The sequence below is a fragment of the Marinobacter sp. B-12 genome (assembly GCF_056857915.1).
Genome location: NZ_JBSXOB010000062.1, coordinates 232456 through 256665, shown reverse-complemented (window position 1 = coordinate 256665; position 24210 = coordinate 232456). Strand labels below are relative to the sequence as shown.

Genomic DNA, 24210 nt, shown 5'->3' with positions numbered 1-24210 from the left:
AAGTCAAGCTGCTTGACGTTCCAGCAGGTCTTTAAGGTAGTTGCCGACTTTTGGATTCAAGTTATCCCACGCCGCTTCACCCTTTAAGCGAGTGACCAAAATACCATCGTCGTGATCCATGGCGCCCTTCAGATGGTCTCTGACCTGTATTGCACTACTTTCAGTTGCAATGACCCAAGTAGATTCCAAAGGATGACACCACATTGGGTAGCTCTCGATACGCTGATACAGGGGCTGATAGTCGCGCCGATTACGCAAGTCGTAGTCAATTTGATATACTTTCATAGCTTTAACACCTCGAATGCTAAATTGGTTTAAAGTAATTGCGGCAGGTGGCAGCCTGCCGCACACTTCCCGGGCACCCTTCCTTTAACTCTGTAGAAAGCCTACTGCAGGAAGTGCACCCTCAGGCTACATAGACCTCGCATTTCAGTCAATAGTTTTTTTACAGTAGAGCATCTACAGCAAATTAAAAACCAGGGAGTAGGTGTAGAGTTTCTAAAGATGTGGTGGCTCAGCTCGTTAATTGGCGTAAACCAGGCTAGAGGTACTTCTCGATAGGCAACCACGACAAAAACTCGGACTTGGCCCGCCGCCACCAGTGGACGGTCGGCTCGCTGTCGAACACCGCTTCACCGCTACGCCACCGAAGATTCCCGTCGTCGTCCCGGGTAACCTGCCAGCTATTGCGTGGCGCCATGGTCAGCCGCACATCCTCCGCCACACGCTTTGCCAGCTCGGCACTGTGGATAATCAATACAGTTTCACCGTTGAGATAGATGGAGCGAAGGTTTACGTTGAAAGACCCCACCACCAGGGTGCTGCGATCAAAGACCACAGACTTGGAGTGCAGGCTGACCTCGCCCGTGGCGCAGAAGGCGTCCTCACTCAGCCATTGCCGGCAGGCCTCGGCATCGGGCTTGAGTTCGTAGATGTCTATGCCCTGCTCCAGCATGTAGGGACGCCAGCGGGAATAACCGGCATGGTTGGTGACCAGGTCGTTTGAGGCCAGTGAATTTGTAAGCGCGACAACCTCCAGTTGCGGGCTCTCGTTGGTACCCAAGGCCTGCAACTGTTCCTTGGCCAGAATCAGGTAGGCGGACTCGATCAGAATTTCCCGGGTGGCTGTCTGCGCCAGGCGTTGCAACGCCAGTGCGCTTCGTTTGGGCGTCTCTGAGGGTGCGTCCATGTTTTCGGGTGGAGGGTCAAACACCAATTCTCCCGGAGCTATCGTCATCCGGTTAAACGCCTTTGCCAGCTCAGACCTACCCTGCTCCGCCCCTGTAGGCGCAGAGACGGGAAGCCGGGGTTGTGCGACGGCCTGTTGCCGAAGCCCCTCCATCGTCTCGGCTAACTCGGTGTCAGCAGGCGCGGAGGCGTATAGATCGGAAGCGGGGTAAGCCCAGCGGCTGTTCCAGTAGGCCTGAAAGTTATCCGCCATGCCCTCAACCACCGGCCCCAAGGCAAGGACATCGCGGTCCCGGAAATAGCGGCTCTGATCGAAGCCGAAATATTCATCACCGATGTTGCGGCCACCGACAATGCCAGCGGCGCCGTCCACCACAAATGTCTTGTTGTGCATTCGGCGGTTGATGCGCTGGAAATCCATCAGAAACGATACCCATCGGCCCCAGCCGCTGCGGTTTCTGGCGGGGTTGAAGATACGAATATGAATATTCGGATGGGTATCCAGGGAGGCAAACAGCTCGCCGATCCCTTCGGCGTTAAAGTCATCCAGCAGCAGCCGGACTTGTACACCACGATCCGCTGCCAGTAACAGCCGGCCAGCCAGGTGTAGTCCGGAGTCATCACGGTTCCAGATGTAGTATTGAGCATCAATACGCTGTTCAGCCGCCTCAATCAGCGCGGCTCGGTATAGGAAGGCGTCCTGACCAGAATCCAGCAGATAGTAACCGGATTGACCATTCGCCTCGGCCAGCCGTTGCCGAGACTGGCTGGAAAGGAAGCTGTCATCAGTCAGCACGGCGGTTTCAGCTCCGGAATGAGTGGCCGGCGGCAAACTGCCGGCGCAGCCTGTCAACATCGCCAGCAGCACCAGTAAGCAATGGCGTGCTGACATCAGCCGAGCAACAGAACCCCGCTCGGATGACATTAGCGCAGGATCACCAGCGGTTTTTTCGCAGTCTTCAGCATCGTGGTCGTGGTGCTTCCTACCAGGAACTGCCGAATTCGTGAATGACCATAAGCCCCCATCACCAGGATGTCGATATCGTGTTCTTCCTGATAGCCATGGAGCGTTGGCTCTACATCCCCCGCGCGGATCGCCAGGGTGATGTCGGCGCCAAGATCGCCCAGCATTTTCTCGGCTTTCCTGAGCTGTTCCCAGCGATCACTGGTGTCCGCTCCAATCATCACCAGATGGATCGGCATGCCTTTCAGTACCGGGCTACCCGCCAGAAGTTCCACACCCTTGAATGCCGTGGCGCTACCGTCAAAAGCGAGCATGGCGCTCTTCGGCTGCTCGTACTCGTCCGGAACCAGAAGAATCGGGCGGTGGACACTGCGAATCACGGTTTCCAACTGGCTACCCACGTGAACGTCACGGTCTGAGCTGCTCTCGCCGTGCAGTCCCATCACCAACAAACGTGTCTGGTTTTCCAGGGCCAGCAGGGATTCTGTCAGGTCCCCATGGCGCTGGCGCTTGATCACGTCGTCAATGCCCTGTTCCTTCACCCGGCGCTCTGCCTCATCGAGCATGTGATGGCCGTGTTCCAGAGCAAGCTTTGAACGCTTGCGATCAAGCTCGGCCAGCTCATCCATCAGCTGTTCACGGCTTCCCAAGCCAATGCTACCCGCCAGATCCGGCTCTGTTGGGTAGCGCTCCTCGTCGAGAACATGCAGCAGAGTCATCGGGGTTTCCATGTGCTTACTGGCCCAGGCAGCGTAATCACACACCGCCGGAGCAGCCCGGGAGCCGTCGATACAGGCAACTACTCGTAGCATTTCAACCTCGCCTTGATGATCCTTGTGGTTGTTATTCTGACCGGTTACGTCGTTGAATTCCTTGGCTTGTGTCATATCAGTGCGCCATCAACTGGTCAACGGCGTCGGGTTTATCGTGCACCCCAAAGCGATCAACAATGGTGGCGCTGGCTTCATTCAGCCCGATAATCTCCACCTCCGCGCCTTCGCGACGGAACTTGATCACGGCCTTGTCCAGCGCGCCCACTGCGGTAATGTCCCAGAAGTGCGCCCGGGTCAGGTCAATCACCACATTATCCACTGCTTCCTTGAAATCAAAGGATTCCGTGAATTTTTCCGAGGAGCTGAAGAACACCTGGCCGACAACATTGTAGGTGCGGGTATCGGTCGCCTCATCAAACTCGGACGTCACCAGCATGTAGTGGCCCACCTTGTTGGCGAAGAACAGCGCCGCCAGAAGCACGCCTGCCAGCACGCCGAAGGCCAGGTTGTGCGTGGCGACGACGACAATAACGGTCACGACCATCACAATGTTGGTGGACAGGGGATGCTCTTTCAGGTTTTTGATCGACGCCCAACTGAAGGTACCGATGGACACCATGATCATCACAGCCACGAGAGCCGCCATGGGAATCTGTACCAGCCACTGGTCCAGCACCAGCACGAGAACCAGCAGGAATACACCCGCTGTCAGCGTGGACAGCCGCGTTCGGCCGCCGGATTTGATGTTGATAATGGACTGGCCAATCATCGCGCAGCCGGCCATGCCACCCAGCAGCCCAGAGCCGATATTGGCAACGCCCTGCCCTTTGCACTCCCGGTTACGGTCACTGGTGGTATCCGTGAGGTCGTCAACAATGGTGGCGGTCATCATGGATTCCAGAAGGCCAACAATGGCGAGGCCAACAGAGTAAGGCAGAATGATCATCAGGGTTTCAAGATTCAGCGGCACGTCAGGCCACAGGAAAATCGGAAGCGTATCCGGTAGTTGCCCCATATCACCGACCGTGCGGATATCGATGTTGTAGACCATCGCGACAATGGTCAGCGAGACGATACAGATCAACGGAGATGGCAGTATGCGGCCAACGACCGGCACCAGTGGAAACAGGTAAATGATCCCCAGCCCGGCTGCGGTCATGGCATAAACGTGCCAGGTGACATTGGTAAGCTCTGGCAACTGCGCCATAAAGATCAGGATAGCCAGGGCATTCACAAACCCGGTCACCACGGAACGGGACACAAAGCGCATCAGACCGCCGAGTTTCAGATAGCCAGCGCCGATTTGCAGGAGCCCGGTCAGCAGCGTGGCCGCCAGCAAGTATTCCAGACCATGTTCCTTGACCAGGGTCACCATCAACAGCGCCATGGCCCCTGTCGCGGCAGAGATCATACCAGGGCGGCCGCCCACGAAGGCTATCACCACAGCAATACAGAATGAGGCATACAGCCCCACTTTCGGGTCTACACCGGCGATAATGGAAAAAGCGATGGCTTCGGGAATCAGCGCCAGCGCCACCACAATGCCGGCAAGCAAATCGCCGCGTATATTGGAAAGCCAGTCGGCTTTAAGCTTGTTCACCATATCGTTGGTATCCAGTCAGAGAGGGCAAATTCGGGACGTAAGAACCGGTTGTAGTCATCTCGGGGTGACTACCGGAGTTCAATCAGGGCATTAACCTGGGAGCGCAGGACGCTAGGGCGGAGTGATCGTCGTAACGGTCGTGGAGACGTTCATTAAGGTACGTTCATAAGCTGCGAATTAAAGGCGGCGAAGCATACCAGAACGGTGCTGGAAAAGTAACCGGCGGGCCCGGAGACCGGGCCCGGTTTACGCCACAGGCCCGGACAGGCCGTTGCTGGCGAGGTGAAAGGCAATAATCGCCATCATGGAACCAATGGCGCCATCAATGAACCGCCACGACATGGGGCTCGACAGCCAGGGAGAAAGCGCCGCCCCGCCGAACGCCAGCAGGCAGAACCACATAACTGACGCACTGCTGGCGCCGGCCACGAACACCAGCGGGCTGGCCTGTTGCGCGCCGATGGCGGGAATCAGCAACAGGGTATCCAGATACACTTGCGGATTCAGCAACGTTACCGCCAGAGTGGTCAACACCACGGTCCGCAGGCTCGAAACGTCTGCTTTCCTGGCATCCAGGGCATCGCGCCCTTTCGCAGCACGGGTGAACGCCAGCAGCGCCAGCCAACTGAGGAAGGCCACGCCCAGCCAGCGCATGACATCCAGCGCTTCTGGTACAGCCATCAACGCGGCGTTAACTCCGAACATGCCTGCCGTGAACAACAGGATATCCGCCGTCATGCAGATGCCCGCACAATACCAGTGATGTTCCCGGCGTATCGCCTGCCCCAGGATGTAGGCGTTCTGAGCACCGATCGCAATAATGATTCCGCCGCACACCAGCAGCCCTGTCAGATAACTTGTCAGCATGTTTCCCTCCGAATGTGCTGGAAGCTTAAGGGCTAATCGCTATACTTAAAAATCATAAACCTTATATCTCATGAAAATTTCTTATGTTGGACTACAAACTTCTTCAGGCACTTGCCGCGGTGATCGAGAATGGCGGGTTTGAGCGTGCCGGGGAGATACTCGGGCTCACCCAGTCCGCCGTATCACAACGCATCAAGTCACTTGAAGTGCGTTTGGGGCAGCCCGTTCTGGTCCGGCACCCGGACCTGCAGGCAACGCCGGCAGGTAACAAACTGCTGAACCACTTCCAGCAGGTACAGTTGCTGGAACGAGACCTTCGAAAGACCATACCCGCCCTGGCCGAGGACACCACGCGCCTGCGTATCGCCATCAACGCCGACAGCCTGGCCACCTGGTGGGCCGCTGTGGTTGGGGAATTCTGCAGCCGGGAGGGTTTATTGCTGGACCTGGTTATTGAGGACCAGGATGTGGGCCTGAAGCGAATGCGCGATGGCGATGTGGCCGCCTGCCTGTGCAGTAGCAGCCAGCCCATCGCTGGAGGGCGTTGCGTGGCCCTGGGGGAAATGACGTACATGCCCCTGGCGACCCCGCAGTATGTCCGGCACTTCTTTCCGGATGGCATTACGCCGGAGGCTTTCGCGACCTCTCCGGCCATTGTGTTTGGCCCCAACGACCAACTACAGCACCGATTCATGGCCGGCTGCGGCTACCACGGCCGTTTCCCTTACCACCTGTGCCCCTCTTCCGAAGGGTTCGTCCAACTTGCCAGGGCCGGCATGGGCTACGGTATGATTCCGCAGATCCAGGCCAGTCATTGGCTGGACAATGGGAGCCTGATCAACCTTGCACCGGGGCATGAACTGAAAGTGCCTCTCTATTGGCACTTCTGGCGCCACAGTGGAGAGCTGCTACAGCGTTTGACCACCACTCTTGAGGGTGCCATCACCCACCGTTACCGCGCACGGCGAAACGTCAGATTGTAACGGCTGTCACCCGTCAACGAATGCTGTGCCTGCTTGAGCGTCAACACGCCATGGTAGCGGAGCCGCGCCGGGCCTCCCCAGACCACAACATCGCCATTCTCCAGAGGCACACGCTGTGGCCGGTCACTGCGCCGGGCGCCTCCAAACTGGAACATGGCCGGTGTGCCCAAAGACACTGAAACAATCGGCTGATCGAAATCGTCCTCATCTTTGTCTTGATGGAGACCCATCTTGGCGCCGGGCGCATAGCGGTTTACCAGGCAGGCATCCGGTTCGAACTCAGAGTACCCCGCAGCGCTTGCCGCCATAACCGCCAGGGACCGAAACATTGTCGGCATTACCGGCCAAGGCTCCCCGGAAAGCGGATCGGTTCGCTGATACCGATAGCCCTGCGTATCTGTCACCCAGCCCCACTCGCCGCAACAGGTCATGGCCACCGACATGGTGTGACCGCCCGGCGTCTGCATTTGCCGAAACGGCGCCTGTTCCGCCACGCCTGAAATCGCCTCCAGCAATTCGCTGGCGTCGGCGCGGGCGAAACGGCGAAGGACAACCGCTCCCTCGCAGAGCGGCTCGTCCCAGGGCTCAGATGAAGATGACTCGAACAAATCCATAGTCATTGGGCGCTCACCGTATGATCAGGAAAACCGGGAGTTTAACGTCTACCCTTGGGTCAGTGCAGCACACTGCGCTTTGATACACCAGACCACCGTTTAAGGATGAACCATGCGTCGAAATCGCCAGTCAGCGCAGGTGTCGCTTGCTTTTCTGATTGCCTCCGCGATCACCCTCGGCATGCTGGTGCTCACCATTGTACTGGTCGGGCAAAGCTTTCGCGGTATGGAGAACGCCAAGATAACCGCCGCCAGTGCCACGGCCCGCCAGCTTGCCGTCAGTGTGGACGACCGCATCCGTGCCATTACCGGCCCGCCGTCAACCGCTCTCGCGGTCCTCAGCCACGACCCTCTGGCCATCGCAGATACATTACAACAACGACTGGTCAGGCTGCCGGTTGTCGCTGACATTCTCGACAGCAGCGACATCGTCAGTGCCGTTTACGCTGGCTATGCCAATGGCGATTTTTTCCTGCTACGAAAGATACGCAGCTCCGGCGCCACGCAGTTTCCAGATGCACCCACCAATGCGCAGTACCTGCTCCAGTCCATCACCAGGGCCGCGGATGGAAAGTCGCAATCCATGTGGCACTTCTACGATGCCGGCCGCACCCTTCTGGAACGCCGCACGCCATCCGACTACCACTTTGATCCTCGAGACCGTGGCTGGTACGAACTCGCCGATGCCTCCAGCAATACGAAACTGACCGCACCCTATGTCTTCTTCACCACAGGTGAAACCGGCTTGACACTTTCCCGACGACAAGCCATTGCGAAGGGCATGGACGGCAATACTGTGTTTGGCATAGATGTAACTGTCACCGACCTGAGCACACAGCTAGCCGAACTGCGGCAGACGCCCGGCACCCGCATTGCCATCGTCAATGCCGAGGGCTCCCCCCTGGCCCACACAGGGCCTGATGCCACCCACAGCGGGGCAATTTCCGACTCAGCTGAGCCGCAAGAGCTTTACGACGACGCCATCACCGCCGTCCTGGATCACGACAGCAGTCAGGTCTCACCTGAACAGGTAAACAGCTTTACCACTGAAAACCGGGACTGGTACGGCATGACAGAACCCCTTGAGTCCCTGGACAGGGAGAACCTGAAAATCGCCGTGGCCATTCCCGCCGACGAACTATTGGCCGATGTCTGGGCGGCCCTGACCCGTCAGACTGCCCTGGCAAGTGCCATTGCACTTTTATTGCTGGTCATCGGCTGGTTCCTGGGCCGTCGTGTGGGTAGGCCGCTGGAATTGCTGACACGCCAAGTGGGTGCACTCTCCCGTTTTCGCTTCGACACGCCCATCTCCGTCAATTCCCACATTCGCGAAGCCCGTCAGCTCAGCGTCGCCCTGGACGATATGGCCAGCACCATCCGCAGCTTCCAGAGCATTGCCACCGCGCTCAACCGGGGTCAGGACCTGGATAGCCTTTTGCAAGATATCCTTGCACAGATCGTTCACATTCTCGGGCAGACCCGGGGTGCTATCTACCTGATGAGCCGCCAGAATAGCGAGCTCTCGTTAGCCGTAGACCGTGGCATACACCCGCCGGAAACCATCTTTGGCATCAACGCCTCGGATGACGACAACGAAGTGATACAAGCGCTTCGCCACGCCCTTTCCGGCCACCCAGTGTTCGCCATTCTCAGGAACCGTCGCAAACAACTGATTGGGGCCCTGATTATCGAAATGGAGCATGGGGACCATACCCGCCTGAGCAACGACCTGATCGTATTCGTCGATGAGATCGCCGGCTCGGCCGCCGTCGCGATCGAAACCCGTGAACTGATTGAAAGCCAGCAGGCGTTGCTTGAGGGCATCATTCGCCTGGTTGCCAACGCCATTGATGCCAAGTCACCGTATACGGGTGGCCACTGCGACCGTGTACCCAAACTTGCCCAGATGATGGTGGATGAAGCCATCCAAAGCCCCGCCGAACCCTTTGCCAACTTCACCATGAACGACGACGAGCGCTACGAGTTCCACCTGGCAGCGTGGCTTCACGACTGCGGAAAGATCACCAGCCCCGAGCATGTGGTGGACAAGGCAGTCAAACTGGAAACGATCTACAACCGCATCCATGAGATTCGCACCCGCTTTGAGGTTCTGCACCGGGACGCGGAGATCAGGTGCCTGAAAAGACAACTGGCTGGCGAAAGTTCTCAGCAGTCGGAAACCGACCGGGACCTTGAACAGGAAGAGCTGCAGAAAGCCTTTCGCGCAGTCGCCAACGCAAACACTGGTGGCGAATTCATGTCGGAGAACGATATAGAACACATCCGACAGATCGGCCAACGCACCTGGGTACGTCATTTCAGTGACAGGCTGGGATTGTCCGGCGACGAAAAACAGGTGCTGACTGACACGCCGGAGCAGGCGTTACCTGCGACCGAACCTCTGCTGGCAGACAAGCCCTCTCACCTCCGCTCCTGGGGTGAGCACAAACCACCCGTTACCAAAGACGACCCACGGAACCTGTGGGGATTCGACATGACACTTCCAGAACATGCCGTCAATCAGGGTGAGCTCCACAACCTGACCGTGGCAAAAGGAACCCTGACACCCGAGGAACGCTTCCGGATCAACGACCACATCGTACAGACCATCTGCATGCTGGACGCCCTGCCCCTGCCTGACAGGCTTGCGAACGTGCCGCACCTGGCAGGCACCCACCATGAACGCATGGATGGGCAGGGCTACCCCTGCCGGTTGAATGCAGACGACATGGGCATTCCCGAGCGAATCATGGCGGTGGCGGATATTTTCGAGGCGCTGACCGCCGTAGACCGCCCCTACAAGGAGGGCAAGACATTGACCGAATCCCTGACCATCATGCAGAGAATGGTAAATGACGGACACATCGACCGGGCGGTGTTCCAGTTATTCGTCCGGACAGGTATCTACCGCCAATACGCGGAGCAACACCTGCGCCCGGAGCAAATTGATACCGTGAATGAGGAACGCTATCTGACATGAACATTCCTCCATCGCAACGGGTTGCTTTCGAATTCTCCGCCGAAACCCGTATACTTTGCGCAGTTTTAAACACTTGAAAAGGACACTGACATGTTCGGCCTGTTTATCGGCGGTTTGATCGGCTACCTGTTTGGCCGCTTTCCCGGCCTATTGATTGGCGCTGTGGCAGGCGTACTGTTGACCCGATACATCAAAAGCCGTCTGTGGCAAAAGCTGCGCAATGTGCAGACGGACTTCCTGGAATCCGTGTTTGCGGTGATGGGAGCGCTCTGCAAAGCCGATGGCGTTGTTACTCGCGATGAGATCCAGGTGGCGGAACGCCTGTTCGACCGGTTCCGCCTCTCCGGTGAACACCGGGAGCGTGCCAAGGCTGCCTTCAACCGGGGCAAAGCCGATGACTTCGACCTGGATGCAGAACTCCAACACTTCCTACGAGTGAGTGGCCGCCAGCCCGCATTGCTGCAGATGTTCCTTCAGGTACAAGTGTCTGCCGTTGCCGCCGATGGTGTGGTACACCCGGCCGAACACGAAATGCTGGTGCGCATTGCCCGGGGGCTGGGACTGCCCGAGGCCCAGGTAGACCAGCTGGAAGCCATGTTGAGGGGCGCACATGCGGGCCAGGCTGGCGCGTCTGGCCAGGCATCGTCCGCCAGCCAGATTGATGATGCCTACAAGGTTCTCGGGGTGTCGCCTTCCGCCAGCGACGCCGAGATCAAGAAAGCTTACCGCAAACTGATGAGTGAAAATCATCCGGACAAACTGGCCGGACGAGGCCTGCCTGAAAGCATGCGGGAAATGGCGGAAGAGCGCACCCGAGAGATCAGCCACGCCTACGACGTGGTCAAGGACGCCCGCAACTAAAGTACCGGCGAACCAGACCTACAGCCAGCGAGGCACCTGCCTGCGGTAGGCCTCGTAAGCCTCGCCGAACAACTCGGCGAGGGCCTTTTCCTCCACCCTCGCCTGCCTGACCAATACCGTTACCCCCGCAAGCAGGCACACCAGCGAAAACACCGAAGGCAGCGCCAGAAAAAAGCCCAACTGGCCGAGCATAACCGCCATGAACACTGGGTTGCGGCTGCGGCGATAGGGGCCACCAGTGAGCAGATGGCGATCCTGTTTCGGGTCAACACCCGAACGCCAGTCCTCGTGCATGTAGGCCTGTAGATAATTGACCAGGCTGAACGACAGCAACAGGAGTAACATTCCGATGACCAGTACCGGCCCATGGTAGAGCGCATCGAAAACGCCCAGCCAGGGGTCAATATCCACAAAGACACGTGCTAATACCACCGCCAGGATTGAAGCCCGAAAGGCATTGAAAATGTGCCTGTGCCACCACCCGGCAGTGGCCCGCTCGCCGTAGTTTATAAAGGAAAACCCCATCCTGGCGTGGAGGCCGAGACTTCGTGCCGTGAACTGGAGGCCGATCAACAGGAAGAAAATGCCGAGAAAGTATCGGACGAGTGGTTCGGAAAATGAGTCGAAAGTGTCCAGGAGAATCATTAAATTCGCTTATTACCGTGATGGTGACCAGAACAAGCTTATCGCCTGTCAAAACGGTCTGAAACTGGATTCTTACCTTTTGTGCAGAGCGATGCAATTTCCTGATATGACATATCATCACGTTTAGTCTTTGTATACAGTGGATGCAGCCCCAGAGCCACACGGAGTATCCGCTTTGACCATCCAGCCTCGAGCACAATCCCTGCACACGTTCAGTGACGATCTACTTGACCGGCATGATGCCACCGCGCTGGCCGAACTGATTCGTAACGGCGACGTCTCACCAGACGAAGTGCTTGGGGCAACCCTGGCACGGGCGCGGCTGGCAGAACCCATTATCCATGGTCTAGTCGCTACCATTCCTGACAATGCGGAACTCGTCGCGACTGAAGTCCGTTCCGGGAAAAACGAGCCTGGCTTGTTTTCGGGAGTCCCCACGGTAATCAAGGACAACACCGAGGTAAAAGGGTTCCCCACCTCCCATGGCACCGCAGCCATCGGTTCCCATCCGGCGGACAAAACCAGCCCTTTCGCCCGCCAGTTGCTGGCCCAGGGCCTGGTGTGTTTTGGCAAAAGTACTCTGCCTGAGTTCGGTTTCAACGCCACCACAGAACCCGTCCATGGCGCCCCGAGCCGTAATCCCTGGCACCTTCATTACTCCACCGGCGCTTCGTCAGGGGGCTCTGCAGCATTGGTCGCGGCAGGCGTTGTCTCGATCGCCCACGCCAACGATGGTGGCGGTTCTATCCGTATTCCGGCCGCCTGTTGTGGGCTGGTCGGGCTGAAACCAACTCGGGGCAGGCTGATTGACAATGATGCGGCAAAAACCTTACCCGTTAATATTGTCAGTGATGGTGTTGTAACGCGCACGGTCAGGGATACCGCCAACTTTTATTACGGAGCGGAGCGCTATTTCCGGAACCCAAAACTCCCGGCCATTGGAAAGGTGGAGGGGCCCGGCACTCGCCCACTCAGGATTGGCCTGGTAACCGACTCCCTCAACGGTCACGCCACAGACACTCAAACCCGCGCCGCTGTTGAAAATACGGCACAGTTGCTGGAGACGCTGGGACACCGCGTGGAGCCAATGGACATTCCCGCTGCCTCCACCTTCCCCGATGATTTCGCGCTCTATTGGGGAATGCTGGCCTTCGGCGTACGCGCCAATGGCAAGCGGCTGATTCATCCAAGCTTTGACAAATCACAACTGGATGGACTGACACTTGGGCTCGATAAGGCCTTCAGAAAACAGTTCTACAAATTGCCGATGGCGCTCTGGCGCCTGCACCGATCATTTCACGACTACGCCCGCACCATGGCCAGTTACGATGCCATTCTCACTCCGGTGCTCGGCCACACTACGCCTGAGATCGGTTATCTGAGCCCCACGGTTGACTTTGACACCCTATTCGACCGCCTGACCCAATACGTAAGCTTTACGCCACTGGCCAACGCCACCGGCGCACCCGCCATCTCGCTGCCAGCCAGCCTCGATGAGCAAGGCCTGCCGGTTTCCGTCCAGCTGATGGGCAAACACGGGGGTGAACAGACATTGCTGGAACTGGCGTTCCTGCTGGAAGACGCCACACGCTGGCCCAGAATAGACCTGAACGGACGAGGGCTCGCAGGCGATAAATGAATGCCACACCCCTTATGACTTCAAAATGGACAGTGTCAGGGCCGGGTGCCAATATGAGAGAGTCGGGAAATGGGAAATGCTGGCGCAAATACGACCAATCGCCACTCCTTGTCGTAAACCCAATATAATTCCCGGAACTGACAGCCAGAGACTATGCCCGATACGGACACCTTCGTGACCTTTCACAAGGCACTGACCAAACTCAGCCACAGTTCCGCGTTTGTCGACAAGAAACGCCCGCAGAAACTCGCGGACCTGACGGCGCTCTGTGCACAGCTGCTCGATGTTGATCGGGTCAGTGTCTGGCAGTTCCCGGAAGAACGTGATCGCATTGAGTCCGAGTGGCTTCATACTGCGGACACCGCCTCCGGTAACAAGTCCAGCCTTTACCAATCCGGCAACCCGGAGTACTTCTCGGCCCTGGAAACAGAGCGCGTGCTGTCTGTTCACGATGCGCAGAACGATCCCCGAACCCGGGCCTTCACGCCTGGGTACCTGGCCCCTCTCAACATAATATCGATGCTTGACGCACCGGTGTTTGACGGTGCCCGGCTTAGCGGCGTTGTTTGCCTGGAGTCAACACACCGGCGTCAATGGACCCTGCCGGAAATCTCCTTTGTCGTCGCCATTGCCGATACCATCAGTCTGATCAATACCTACGAAGCCTGGCTCGACTCGCAACGCGCACTCGAATACGCCACCCGTTACGATTCACTGACCGGGCTATCAAACATCGACTCCCTTCGAAGCCGTATCGACCACCTTGCCGGCAAAATAGAGCGACGGGGTCTTGGTAGCCTGGCCCTGATATGGATTGATGTGGATCGCCTGAAATCCATTAACGATGGGCTTGGCCCGCAGGTGGGAGACAACGTTATTGCCGAAGTTGGCCGCCGCCTGAAAAAGCTCTCCGTTCCGGGCAAGGACCTATTGGCCAGGATTGCCGGTGATGAGTACGCCCTGATTGTGCGCAACCACACCATGCGGGACTCTCTGGAACTGACTGCCTCTCGGATACGGCGGGAAATTAACAAGCCCATCCGCCTCACCGGCCACGCCATCAACGTTGGCGCAAGCCTGGGTATCTGCCACCTGCCCGGAGACTGCCAAACCACCGGAGATCTGTTACGGGGCGCCGAAGCCGCCATGTACAACGCCAAGCAGCGAGGCCGGGACCAGGCCTGCTTCTTTGACTCCAGCATCCAGACAACGGCCCGTTCTCGTTTCGCCCTGGAAAACGAATTGCGGGCGGCCATCAGCCACCACACTCTGGACGTGTTCTACCAGCCGATCTTGAACGCCTCCGGTCTGAAAGTAGAGTCCCTGGAAGCCCTGGTGCGCTGGCAGCACCCACAACGCGGCTGGCTGTCACCCATCGAATTCCTGGGTATAGCCAGAAACGGTGGCCTGATGTATACGCTGGGGGAATTTATGCTCCGGCGAGTATGCGAACACTGGCAACAGGCCCGCAACCGGGGCATCACGCTGCCAGAGATTTCAGTCAACCTGGCGGCCGAGCAGGTTTCGGTGCCGGAACTTCCCAGCCTGATCCGGGGAACCTGTCGTGAATACAGCGTGCCGGTCAGGGCACTGCATTTCGAGGTAACCGAAGATTCCATTCAAGGGGATTTCAGCTCACTGACCGGTATCCTGGAAGAGTTGGTCGCCGACGGTGCAAGCCTGTCGATAGACGACTTTGGAACCGGCTATTCGTCGCTCTCCCGTCTGAAGAGCCTGCCTTTCTCACGGATCAAGATTGACCGCTCCTTTATCAGCCAACTGCCAGACGACGAAGATGACTGCGCCATTACCCTGTCTATTATTGGCTTGGCGCGGGGGCTTGGGCTATCGGTCGTCGCTGAGGGCGTTGAAACCAAAGCCCATGAACAGTGGCTTTTCGACCAAGGCTGTAACTATCTGCAAGGTTATCTATACAGCAAGCCGCTACCCTTTGAGCGCCTGATGGACCAGTATTTCACCCCCCTCTAGTGGCCAGCCGCTATTCCTGATCGATCATATGAAACTTTTGTGACACCCGCCATTTCGTCGTGTGTGAGCCCACAAATCGTGCTTTAATGCGCGCGCAAAAAATACGCGCGAATGAAACCTCCCGCTTTAAACAGGCCCCCACTACGTCATGAATTGGTATTCCCGAAGTATTCTCAATCGTGTGCTGAGCGTTGTTATAGCGGCAAATCTGGTAGTCGTACTGGTTGCCGGCTATTACTTCAACTATTCCCTTCAGGCTAAGAATGACTACCACCGGCTGGCCAGCCAACGTATGGTCAGGGCATTGGAGGCGCAGGACATACTCAGTGAGTTCAAGACCCAGGTCCAGGAGTGGAAAAACGTATTGATTCGCGGCTCTGATGCCGGTCAGCGTACGAAATACTGGACCCGATTCCAGGATCAGGAAGCCCTCGTCCAGCAAAAGCTGGATGGTCTTATCCCAAGGCTGGAAGATGATCAGGCCCGTGCACTGATGAGTCGGTTCCAGCGCTCCCACCGAGAGATGGGTGAGGCCTACCGGATTGGGTTCGCCGACTTCGTGGCATCGGGTTTCCAGCACGGCGAAGGCGATAGGGCCGTCAGCGGCATTGATCGGGAACCGTCAAAGCTGATTGAAGACGCCTCCGCACTGATTCGTCAACAGGGTGTGGACGAGGCAGCGGCCCTTAACCAATCCGTCACGACAAATACCTGGCGCGTCGGTAGCCTGATGCTACTCGCGGTGATTCTGGGAACGATCGCCTGCGTCATTGTCCTGATTCGTTCCGTCGTCCGACCAACGCAAACACTGATTGGCCAGATGCACAAACTGGGGGAAGGTGATCTGTCTGATCCTGCGACTCTAATCCGTCAGGATGAATTGGGTCGACTGGCTGATAGCGCCCGCAAGCTACACGACTTTCTCTCAGAAACCGGCGATTTGATGGAAGGCAACGCTCGTGAACTCGAACACACGGGCTCAACGATCAGGGACAATGCCAAAAAAGTCTCATCACAATCCGAACTTGCCCATCAGCGGATTGACCAGATAGCAACCGCCATGAACGAGATGTCGGCAACCGCCCAGGATGTCGCGCAACACGCCGCATCTGTTGCAAGCCAAGTGCAGGAGACCTCCGGCCAAACGGGAGAAGCCGACAAGCAGGTTAACGCTGCAGTGGACAGCATGAATCGACTCGCTGTCCAGATTCAGACCTCTTCACAGACCGTCAACCAGCTCACATCCGACGGCAAAAAAGTTGGCGACGTGATGAAGGTCATCCGCGAAATCGCGGACCAGACCAACCTACTGGCGCTGAATGCCGCCATAGAGGCAGCCCGCGCTGGAGAGGCAGGCCGTGGATTTGCCGTGGTCGCCGACGAAGTCAGGAACCTCGCAGCCAAGACCCAGGAAGCCACCGTGGAGATCGATCGAATTATCGACACCATAGCCACCGGATCCAGAGATGCCTCTGAATATATGCAGGCAAGCGAAATCGTCGCTCAGGAGAGTGGTCAGTCGGTGGAGGCAGTTAGACAGACCCTGGGCGAGATTAATCGCCGCATGGGCAGTGTGAATGATGCTACCACCCAAGTGGCAACCGCGGCCGAGGAACAAACCAGCGTCAGCGAGGAAATTAACCGTAACATCACCGAAGTTGCAGAGATATCTGAAACCATGAATCACGCTGCCGAAGACAACCTCACCATGGTTCCAAAGCTGGAAAGCATGGCAAAGGCGGCGCGGGACTTATCCAGCAGAATTCGGCGTTAAGTGCCGCGCGCCCGGCCAACGCGGTTCGTTGATCTCATGATTGTCGATTAACAAATCCACGTACCCGTTGGCCGGCTTTGTCACCTAAAACCAGCAATGCTGGGGTCAGCAACAGTGTGAGCACCGTTGCAAACGCCAACCCGCCTGCGATGGCGCTGGATAGCTGGGTCCACCATTGCGTGGATGGAGCACCGATGCCGAGAGAGGGCGTCAGAAGATCCACGTTTACCCCGAGCACCATTGGCATCAACCCGAGTATGGTGGTGATAGCCGTCAGCAATACCGGTCGCAGGCGCAGGCATCCGGTTTCCAACGCGGCCTCGAAGGCTGCCATACCGCTTTGGCGCATCTGGTTGTAGGTGTCGATCAGTATGATGTTGTTGTTCACCACGATGCCGGCAAGGGCAATGATACCCATGCCCACCATCACAATTCCGAACGACTGCCCGTTCAGCAGCAGGCCAAGCAATACACCGGCCGTGGAAAGCACAATGGCCGACAAAATCAGCAGGGTCTGGTAGAGCGAGTTGAACTGCGTAACCAGGATCAAAAGCATCAGGGCAATTGCGACCAGAAACGCCGATGCCAGGAAATTCGACGCCTGCTGCTGGTCCTCGTTCTCGCCGGCGAATCGCACGGATACGCCTTCAGGGGTTTCGGGCATTTGCTGCCGCAATGCCATGAGCAGTTCGTCCACACGACGGCCCGGTTCTATATCAGACTTGATCGTAATGGTGCGCTGTCCGTCCACCCGGGTGATGCTGCCGGTCTTGTCACCCGGCTGCAAATCGACGAACTCGGACAACGGCACCTGCCCACGGCTGGTGTTGATCGTCTGACGCTGGAATTGGTCCAGTTCCCGCCAGTTATTGGGCACTCTTACGGCAATATCGACTTCGTCGCGCACGTCCTCAGGACGATAGGTGGCGAGCACCAGACCGTTGGTGATCAGTCGCACCGCACTGCCCACGCTGAGCACGTCGGAGCCAAACCTGGCAGCAGCTGAGCGGTCGACATTCAGGCGCCATTCGATGCCCGGAAGGCTGCGGTCATCTTCTACATCCACGAAACCATCGATGCCAGACATCCGTTGCCGGATGAGAGCGACATACCGCTCCAGTTGGTCACTGTTCATGCTGCTGACCTTAAGCTCAATGGGCTTGCCATCCGCGGGACCGCCCTCCTGCTTGCGAAACTCCAATTCGATACCGGGAATATCAGCCGTTAATGAGCGAAAATCTTCCAGTATCTGTGTCGCTGGTCGGCGTTCAAACCAGTCTGTGAACTGGAACTGCAGTACACCGATGACGTCCGGCGCCATCTGGTTTCCGGGGTTGATCATTGAGCGGGCATAGAGGGCTTTCACCTCCGGCATTCCCTGTAAACGCTGCTCGACCTGCCGAACGATGGCATCGCGCTCCTGCACAGACAGATCCCCCCTGGCCCTGACATGTACCTGCGCTGAATCCGGCTCCACGCTCGGGAAGAATTCCACACCATAGTTGAACTTGCCATAGGCCGCATAGATCACCACAACAACGCCAAGCACGCCAAGCAGGGTAAACCCCGGCTTTGCCAGCAATCGCCCAAGAAAACCACGGTAGACGTCCGTCATCCGACCACTGATCGCAGACTGGGGACGGCGTTTTCCGCCGCTGATGCTTCCAAGGACCGGCAGAAACACAAGGGCCATGGCCAATGAGGCGGTCAGGCAGATGATGACGGTGGTGGGCAGAAATTTCATGAACTCGCCAACCACGCCCGGCCAGAACAACAGGGGAATGAAAACCGCCAGCGTGGTGGCGGTTGACGCGATGATGGGCCAGGCCATGCGGCTGGCGGCTTCGCCCCATGCGGACGTCACACCCTGGCCTTCGGAGAGGTTCCTGTCGGCAAGCTCGGACACCACTATCGCCCCGTCCACCAGCATCCCCGCTACGAGTATGAGGCTGAACAACACGACAATATTCAGAGTAAAGCCCATGCCCCAGATCACCAGGATACCGGTCAGGAACGCACCAGGAATGGTGAGTCCCACCAACAGGGCAGAACGGGGGCCCATGGCGGCAATGATCAGAATGATCACCAGCACGATGGCGGTCAGAACGTTGTTGAGCAGGTCGCTTAGAATATCCCGCACGTCGCCGGACTGGTCCATAATGTAACGAACCTCCAGCTCATCAGGTAGTTGCGGGCCAGCGCTTTCGATCAGCGCTTTCACCTTTTCCACGGTTTCAATAATGTTGGCGCCAGTGCGCTTGGAGATTTCCAGCACCAGCGCCGGCTCGCCATTGATCCTGGCGAACCCGCTCGGATCCTTAAACGTGCGTTGCAGCATCGCCACGTCGCCAAAGGTCACAACCGTGTCACCGCCCACCTTGACCGGCATGGCCATGACATCTTCCACAGACTCGATAACGCCGGGAACCTTCATGGTCATGCGACCGGCACCAGTATCCAGGCTTCCGGCGGCGACCAGTTGATTGTTACGAGTGACCAACGTCGCCAACTGATCAAAGTCCACGCCGTAGCTTTCAAGCACCTGGGGATCGACAACGATCTCAAGGAGGTCTTCCCTATCTCCTCCGATGTCCACCTCCAGCACTTCCGGAATGCCTTCAATGGCGTCCTGCAAACGCCGGGCAATGGTGACCAGTTCGCGTTCGGAAAGAGGCCCGGAGAGACCAACCGACATGACCGGAAACAGGGCCACGTTAATTTCATTCACCCTCGGTTCGTCAGCTTCCTGGGGCAGCTTGCTGCGGGCAGTATCAACCTTTTCCCTAACGTCCTGGAGCGCAATGTCCGGGTCAAACCCGGCATCAAATTCCAGCATTACCGAGGCATGGCCCTCCGAAGCGGTACCTCGCATTTCCTTGACGCCCTCCAGAGAGCGCAACTCCTGCTCCATGGGCCGGATAAGCAGGCGTTCACCGTCTTCCGGGCTGATTCCCTCCAGTGTCATTGACACATAGATCATGGGAATGGTGATGTCCGGATTCGCTTCTTTGGGGATGGTCTGAAAAGCCGCGATTCCGCCAAGAATCAGGAATGCCAGTGTCAGGAGTGTCGTTCGGCTGCGGTCAAGGGCCGCAAAAATCAAGGTTCGCATATCGGTTAGCCCCGGTCCGAATCACGATCGACCGGGCGTACCTGCTGCCCGATGGATACAAAACCCGCTCCCCGGGTAATCAACCGGATTTCATCCGGCAGGCCAGTGACCCAGGCGCCATCCGTGGTGACGTTCAGGAGTTTGACCGTGGTAAACACCACTTCGTTATTGTCACCCACATAGCGAACACCGGGCCGGCCATCATCCCCCAGGCTGAGATAGGCCGGCGAAATGAACATCGCCTCCACTTCCGGCAGGGCAATACGCAACGTGGCACTGCCGCCGGCAACCCGCTTGCGTTCCGGGTTGTCTATGGACACTTCCACCGGGAAACTGCGGGTGTCGGGGTCTGCGGCACTGGCCACGAAATTCACCACGCCTTCCAGGCTGTCGCCATCCAACGTGCGAATGGTCACGGCCTGCCCCTCTTCGACGGCACCCACTGACTGTTGCGGAATTTGCCCCGTCGCTTTCAGCCGATCTACGCGCACCAACTCCAACAGTGGTGACCCGACCTGAACCAGATCACCAAGATCGACATCCCGCCGATTCACCGTTCCTTCAAAAGGCGCGCGTGGCTCCAGGTTGTCAACCGCAAGACGTGCCTGAGCGAGTTCGGCTCTGGCCGCGGACAGTTCACTTTGCAGGGTCAACACTTCGGATTCAGATGTGAGATTCCGGGAGCGGAGCTTCTGGGCTGCCGATAGATCGGCCTCCAATTTGCGAATGCGGGATTGCCATTGGTCCACCGACGTACGTCGGCCATCCTCGGAGAGGCGAAGCAGGACCTCCCCTTCCTCAACCTGGTCACCCTGCGCCACCATCAGCTCGTCTACCGTGCCGGCAACCCGAGCACCAACTGACACGGTTCGCCAGGGCTCCAACTGCCCCTGCAGCATTAACCCGGGCTCGTAAAGCCTGGTCCTCAGGACATCCACCTGAACGGAGGGCGCGGTGACCGACTCTTCAGATGTATCCTCTGGCGCCTCGTCCAGCGCTTCCTTGACGTCACCGGTTGTCATCCAAACCACCAGTAAGGCCAGTACCAGAAAGGACAATCCGATGGATCCCAGTTTTGCTTTGGTCATTGATCGCTCACAGTTACATTCGGGTGATGTCGGTTTACAGCCCAGGCACTCGTTTTAAAAACTGTCAGAAAACGGTTGCATCCGGTTGTTTTCGTGGGGTAGATTCTACACATAAATTTCTCACAGATTCAGAGCAGATACTGATTTTATGAATCTCAACACAGTGGTTGTCCTTGTGAAGCTAGTCCTGGTGGTCGTGGTACCGTCCGGGGGCTTCTGTGTGGACAAGCGGGTGAGATAGCAACAGACTCAACAAACACACGAAAGCCCCCGGCACCGAAAGGTCCCGGGGGCTTTTTTTTGCACCAGAAAAAAGGGAAAACGACCATGAACGGCGCACAGCACATTCTTGATGCGTTCCACCGTCACAACGTCAGCACGGTTTTCGGTTATCCGGGCGGCTGTATCATGCCGCTATACGATGCGCTGGTGGACGATGTCGGCGTGGAGCATGTGCTTTGCCGCCACGAACAGGCCTGCGCCCTTGCCGCCGACGGCTACGCCCGTGCAAGCGGCAAGCTCGGCGTATGCATTGCTACCTCCGGCCCTGGCGCCACCAACCTGATCACCGGCGTAGCCAACGCCCACCGGGATTCCATTCCGCTGCTGGTCATCACCGGCCAGGTGCCCTCCGGCCTGATCGGCACCGACGCCTTCCAGGAAACCGACGTATTGGGCATGACGTTGGGCATCGTTAAACACAGTTACCTCATTGACGATGCCGACGCGCTGCCCGCTGTCATGGAAGAAGCCATGGAACTGGCTCAAAGTGGACGACCGGGACCGGTGTGGGTTGATATTCCCAAGGACCTGTTGTTGACTGACGTCAGCGATGCCCCCTACTTCCATTCCGAACCCCAGAAGACCAGCTTTCCAGATCTGGCCGACGCACTCACGATGCTTCGGGCGGCCCGCAAACCCATACTCTATAGCGGAGGTGGCATCAGTCTGGCACACGCTGAAGACCGCTTTCGCACGTTTGCTGAATCCGCCGCTCTGCCTTCGGTGGTAACGCTCAAAGGCATTGGCAACCCCGGCAAACACAACCCATACAACCTGGGCATGTTGGGCATGCACGGCTCCCGGGCGGCCAATAAGGCCGTGGATGAATGCGACCTGCTGCTGGTTATCGGTGCCCGCCTGGATGACCGCGCCACCGGCAAACTTGATGGCTTCGCGCCCAATGCAAAGATGATCCACATTGACGCCGACGCCGCCGAGATCAACAAACTGCGCGCGACCGAACTGGCTATTCGCGGGGATCTGAATAGCATTCTTGAAGCATTGACCAACGCCTTACAGGATAAGCCGCTCGACATTGGTGGCTGGCAGAAACAGTGCCGAACCTGGTACACCACCGGCGGCTTCCACGCCGCCGACAACGAAGAACCCCTGGCGCCGATCACCGGCCCGGCCTTTGTTCGCCAACTCTCCCGAATCGCTCTGGACGATACCGTCATAGCGTGCGACGTTGGCCAGCACCAGATGTGGGTGGCCCAGCACTACGACTTTGACCACCCTCGCCACCACCTCACCAGCGGCGGCCTGGGCACCATGGGCTATGGCCTGCCCGCCGCCATCGGTGCCCAGTTTGCCGACCGCAAGAGCACGGTGATCAACGTAACGGGCGACGGCTCGTTCATGATGAACGCCCAGGAGCTGGCCACTATCCGCCGCTATAACCTGCCGGTGAAGTTAATCGTAATGGACAACCAATGCCTGGGCATGGTGCGTCAGCAACAGGAGCTGTTCTATGGCAACCGGGAAAGCCAGATCAATCTGGATGACAACCCGGATTTCGTCGCCATGGCACGCGCCTTTGACATCCCGGCGTTGCATATCAACCGCACCGACCAGATCCGCCGAGGCATCGAAACCATCCTGGCCTACAACGGCCCGATGCTGTTGCACGTGGCCATCAGCCGTGAGGATAACGTCTGGCCCATCGTCAAACCCGGCGCCAGCAACCGCGAAATGATCGACGAAACCCGACGCACCAACAAAAAGGAACACGTTGCATGAAACCGCAAAGCCAGCCCTCAACACCGAGCTACAACATCAACTGCCGCATGTCGCAGGAAGCGGCCGCCCTGGAGCGCCTTTGCCAGGTGATCCGTATTCGCGGTTTCCGGATTGCCACAATGGCGGTGGAATCCGCCGGGGAGCATCTCGATATCACCCTGACCCTGGAGGGAACCCGGCCAATCGCCATGCTCCAGTCGCAACTGGAGAAGTTGCATACAGTGGCGGAGGTTGCCCTTGGTCAGGTTTCGGGGGTTCGGGTTCAGACTGCCTGAAGTTTGGGAGTTGCCTTCTGTTCGTAGCCTGCAGGTTTTGGGGCGGGCTTGCGGGGTGGTATCTGTATTTTTCTTGAAAAAGAACTCGCTTCGCTCAGACATCTTTTTCTGGCGACAAATCCAGATACCACCCCGCGCCGAGCTGACCACGGCGGGAAAGCCGATCACCAAGCCTTATAAGGCAGGAACTTACCGTTCATGGTAACCACAACCCGGTCACCCTTGGGGTTCTCCTCCTTGTCCACGTGCATGGTGAAGTCGATGGCGCTCATGATGCCGTCACCGAATTTTTCGTGGATGAGCTCTTTCAGGGTGTCACCATACACACCGACCACCTCATAGAGACGGTAGATCAGCGGATCCTGGGGAACGGCGCCGTCCCAGGCCTTTTTCGGGCAAACCTGCAGGGCTTCGGCAACTACCTTGTCGAGGCCAAGGGTTTCGCACACCGCGAACGCTTTATCCTCGGTCAAGCTGTTCATGCCCAGGCAGGCGGAGGTTGTAAACACCGGCGACAGGCCAATGGCTTCGGAAAGAGCTTCCCAAGAAACGCCCTTGGTGGCTTTTGCTTCCAGGATTTTTGCAGTCATCAGTTCTTTGCTGATCATGATCATTTCCACTTGTGACACCTTTTTCTGTTGGGCATTGCCTGCCGCTTATCAGGCAGATCATAGGGGCCACGCTTAGGTTTGATCACTTTGAAGCCAATTCCACAAAACACCATGTCACCACGGTGGATATCCCCAAACTGGGGCTTATCGCACCTTTCTGGTGCGCTTTTGGGGGCTCACTCTGTCGGATGCTTACCAATCACGGGCCCGCATCACAACCAG

The 24210-nt window shown here is 57.7% G+C and carries 18 protein-coding genes; 8 read left to right on the top strand and 10 right to left on the bottom strand.

Annotated features, from left to right (window positions below; genetic code table 11):
* Positions 1 to 3: 3 nt before the first annotated feature.
* The 5 genes from AC13D2_RS17460 to AC13D2_RS17440 form a co-directional block, all read right to left on the bottom strand.
* Entirely contained in the window at positions 4 to 285 is a 282-nt protein-coding gene (locus AC13D2_RS17460; protein WP_300499137.1) for a hypothetical protein, read from the bottom strand.
* 256 nt (positions 286 to 541) lie between these two features.
* A complete protein-coding gene (locus tag AC13D2_RS17455; protein ID WP_482938948.1) occupies positions 542 to 2080 on the bottom strand; it encodes a phospholipase D family protein in 1539 nt (512 codons plus the stop codon).
* Positions 2081 to 2112: 32 nt separating this feature from the next.
* Complete coding sequence (locus tag AC13D2_RS17450) at positions 2113 to 3039, bottom strand: universal stress protein (protein ID WP_292048306.1); 927 nt, start codon at positions 3037 to 3039, stop codon at positions 2113 to 2115.
* A 1-nt stretch (position 3040) separates the two neighbouring features.
* Positions 3041 to 4528: a SulP family inorganic anion transporter gene (locus AC13D2_RS17445; protein ID WP_292048308.1), complete on the bottom strand. Its 1488-nt coding sequence runs from the start codon at positions 4526 to 4528 to the stop codon at positions 3041 to 3043.
* 246 nt (positions 4529 to 4774) lie between these two features.
* Positions 4775 to 5395 (bottom strand): LysE/ArgO family amino acid transporter, encoded by a 621-nt coding sequence (locus AC13D2_RS17440; RefSeq protein WP_292048309.1) that lies wholly within the window; start codon positions 5393 to 5395, stop codon positions 4775 to 4777.
* A gap of 83 nt (positions 5396 to 5478) precedes the next feature.
* On the opposite strand from AC13D2_RS17440, the gene AC13D2_RS17435 reads away from it, so the two are divergent.
* Complete coding sequence (locus AC13D2_RS17435) at positions 5479 to 6378, top strand: LysR family transcriptional regulator ArgP (RefSeq protein WP_292048310.1); 900 nt, start codon at positions 5479 to 5481, stop codon at positions 6376 to 6378.
* Here the strand turns inward: AC13D2_RS17435 and alkB are convergent.
* Complete coding sequence (alkB, locus tag AC13D2_RS17430) at positions 6348 to 6998, bottom strand: DNA oxidative demethylase AlkB (protein WP_292048311.1); 651 nt, start codon at positions 6996 to 6998, stop codon at positions 6348 to 6350. The two genes, AC13D2_RS17435 and alkB, sit on opposite strands and share 31 nt — an antisense overlap.
* Before the next feature lie 106 nt (positions 6999 to 7104).
* On the opposite strand from alkB, the gene AC13D2_RS17425 reads away from it, so the two are divergent.
* On the top strand, positions 7105 to 9972 hold the full coding sequence (locus tag AC13D2_RS17425; protein ID WP_292048312.1) for an HD domain-containing phosphohydrolase: 2868 nt from the start codon (positions 7105 to 7107) through the stop codon (positions 9970 to 9972).
* A gap of 90 nt (positions 9973 to 10062) precedes the next feature.
* Entirely contained in the window at positions 10063 to 10833 is a 771-nt protein-coding gene (djlA, locus tag AC13D2_RS17420) for a co-chaperone DjlA (protein ID WP_292048313.1), read from the top strand.
* Between the two features lie 18 nt (positions 10834 to 10851).
* On the opposite strand, the gene AC13D2_RS17415 is transcribed toward djlA, so the two are convergent.
* On the bottom strand, positions 10852 to 11478 hold the full coding sequence (locus AC13D2_RS17415) for a methyltransferase family protein (protein WP_292048314.1): 627 nt from the start codon (positions 11476 to 11478) through the stop codon (positions 10852 to 10854).
* Positions 11479 to 11653: 175 nt separating this feature from the next.
* Here AC13D2_RS17415 and AC13D2_RS17410 point away from each other — a divergent pair, with 175 nt between their 5' ends.
* From AC13D2_RS17410 to AC13D2_RS17400, 3 genes are all read left to right on the top strand, one after another.
* On the top strand, positions 11654 to 13117 hold the full coding sequence (locus AC13D2_RS17410; RefSeq protein ID WP_367187227.1) for an amidase: 1464 nt from the start codon (positions 11654 to 11656) through the stop codon (positions 13115 to 13117).
* 153 nt (positions 13118 to 13270) lie between these two features.
* Complete coding sequence (locus AC13D2_RS17405) at positions 13271 to 15106, top strand: putative bifunctional diguanylate cyclase/phosphodiesterase (RefSeq protein ID WP_300496838.1); 1836 nt, start codon at positions 13271 to 13273, stop codon at positions 15104 to 15106.
* Between the two features lie 148 nt (positions 15107 to 15254).
* Positions 15255 to 16880 carry a methyl-accepting chemotaxis protein gene (locus tag AC13D2_RS17400; RefSeq protein ID WP_482938947.1) on the top strand — a complete coding sequence of 542 codons (1626 nt, stop codon included), beginning with the start codon at positions 15255 to 15257 and terminating at the stop codon, positions 16878 to 16880.
* Positions 16881 to 16914: 34 nt separating this feature from the next.
* On the opposite strand, the gene AC13D2_RS17395 is transcribed toward AC13D2_RS17400, so the two are convergent.
* Positions 16915 to 19992: an efflux RND transporter permease subunit gene (locus tag AC13D2_RS17395; protein ID WP_300496844.1), complete on the bottom strand. Its 3078-nt coding sequence runs from the start codon at positions 19990 to 19992 to the stop codon at positions 16915 to 16917.
* A 5-nt stretch (positions 19993 to 19997) separates the two neighbouring features.
* Positions 19998 to 21080 (bottom strand): efflux RND transporter periplasmic adaptor subunit, encoded by a 1083-nt coding sequence (locus tag AC13D2_RS17390; protein WP_300496847.1) that lies wholly within the window; start codon positions 21078 to 21080, stop codon positions 19998 to 20000.
* Between the two features lie 327 nt (positions 21081 to 21407).
* Between AC13D2_RS17390 and ilvG the strand changes: the two genes are divergently transcribed.
* Both ilvG and AC13D2_RS17380 read left to right on the top strand, forming a co-directional pair.
* Positions 21408 to 23102, top strand: coding sequence for an acetolactate synthase 2 catalytic subunit (gene ilvG, locus AC13D2_RS17385; RefSeq protein WP_300496850.1), 1695 nt, complete (start codon positions 21408 to 21410; stop codon positions 23100 to 23102).
* Positions 23099 to 23377, top strand: coding sequence for an ACT domain-containing protein (locus AC13D2_RS17380; protein WP_300496853.1), 279 nt, complete (start codon positions 23099 to 23101; stop codon positions 23375 to 23377). The genes ilvG and AC13D2_RS17380 overlap by 4 nt, the downstream gene beginning before the upstream one ends.
* Positions 23378 to 23541: 164 nt before the next feature.
* On the opposite strand, the gene cynS is transcribed toward AC13D2_RS17380, so the two are convergent.
* The gene (cynS, locus tag AC13D2_RS17375) at positions 23542 to 23985 is read right to left on the bottom strand and encodes a cyanase (RefSeq protein WP_292048321.1); all 444 of its coding nucleotides are present in this window, start codon (positions 23983 to 23985) and stop codon (positions 23542 to 23544) included.
* Positions 23986 to 24210: the final 225 nt, after the last annotated feature.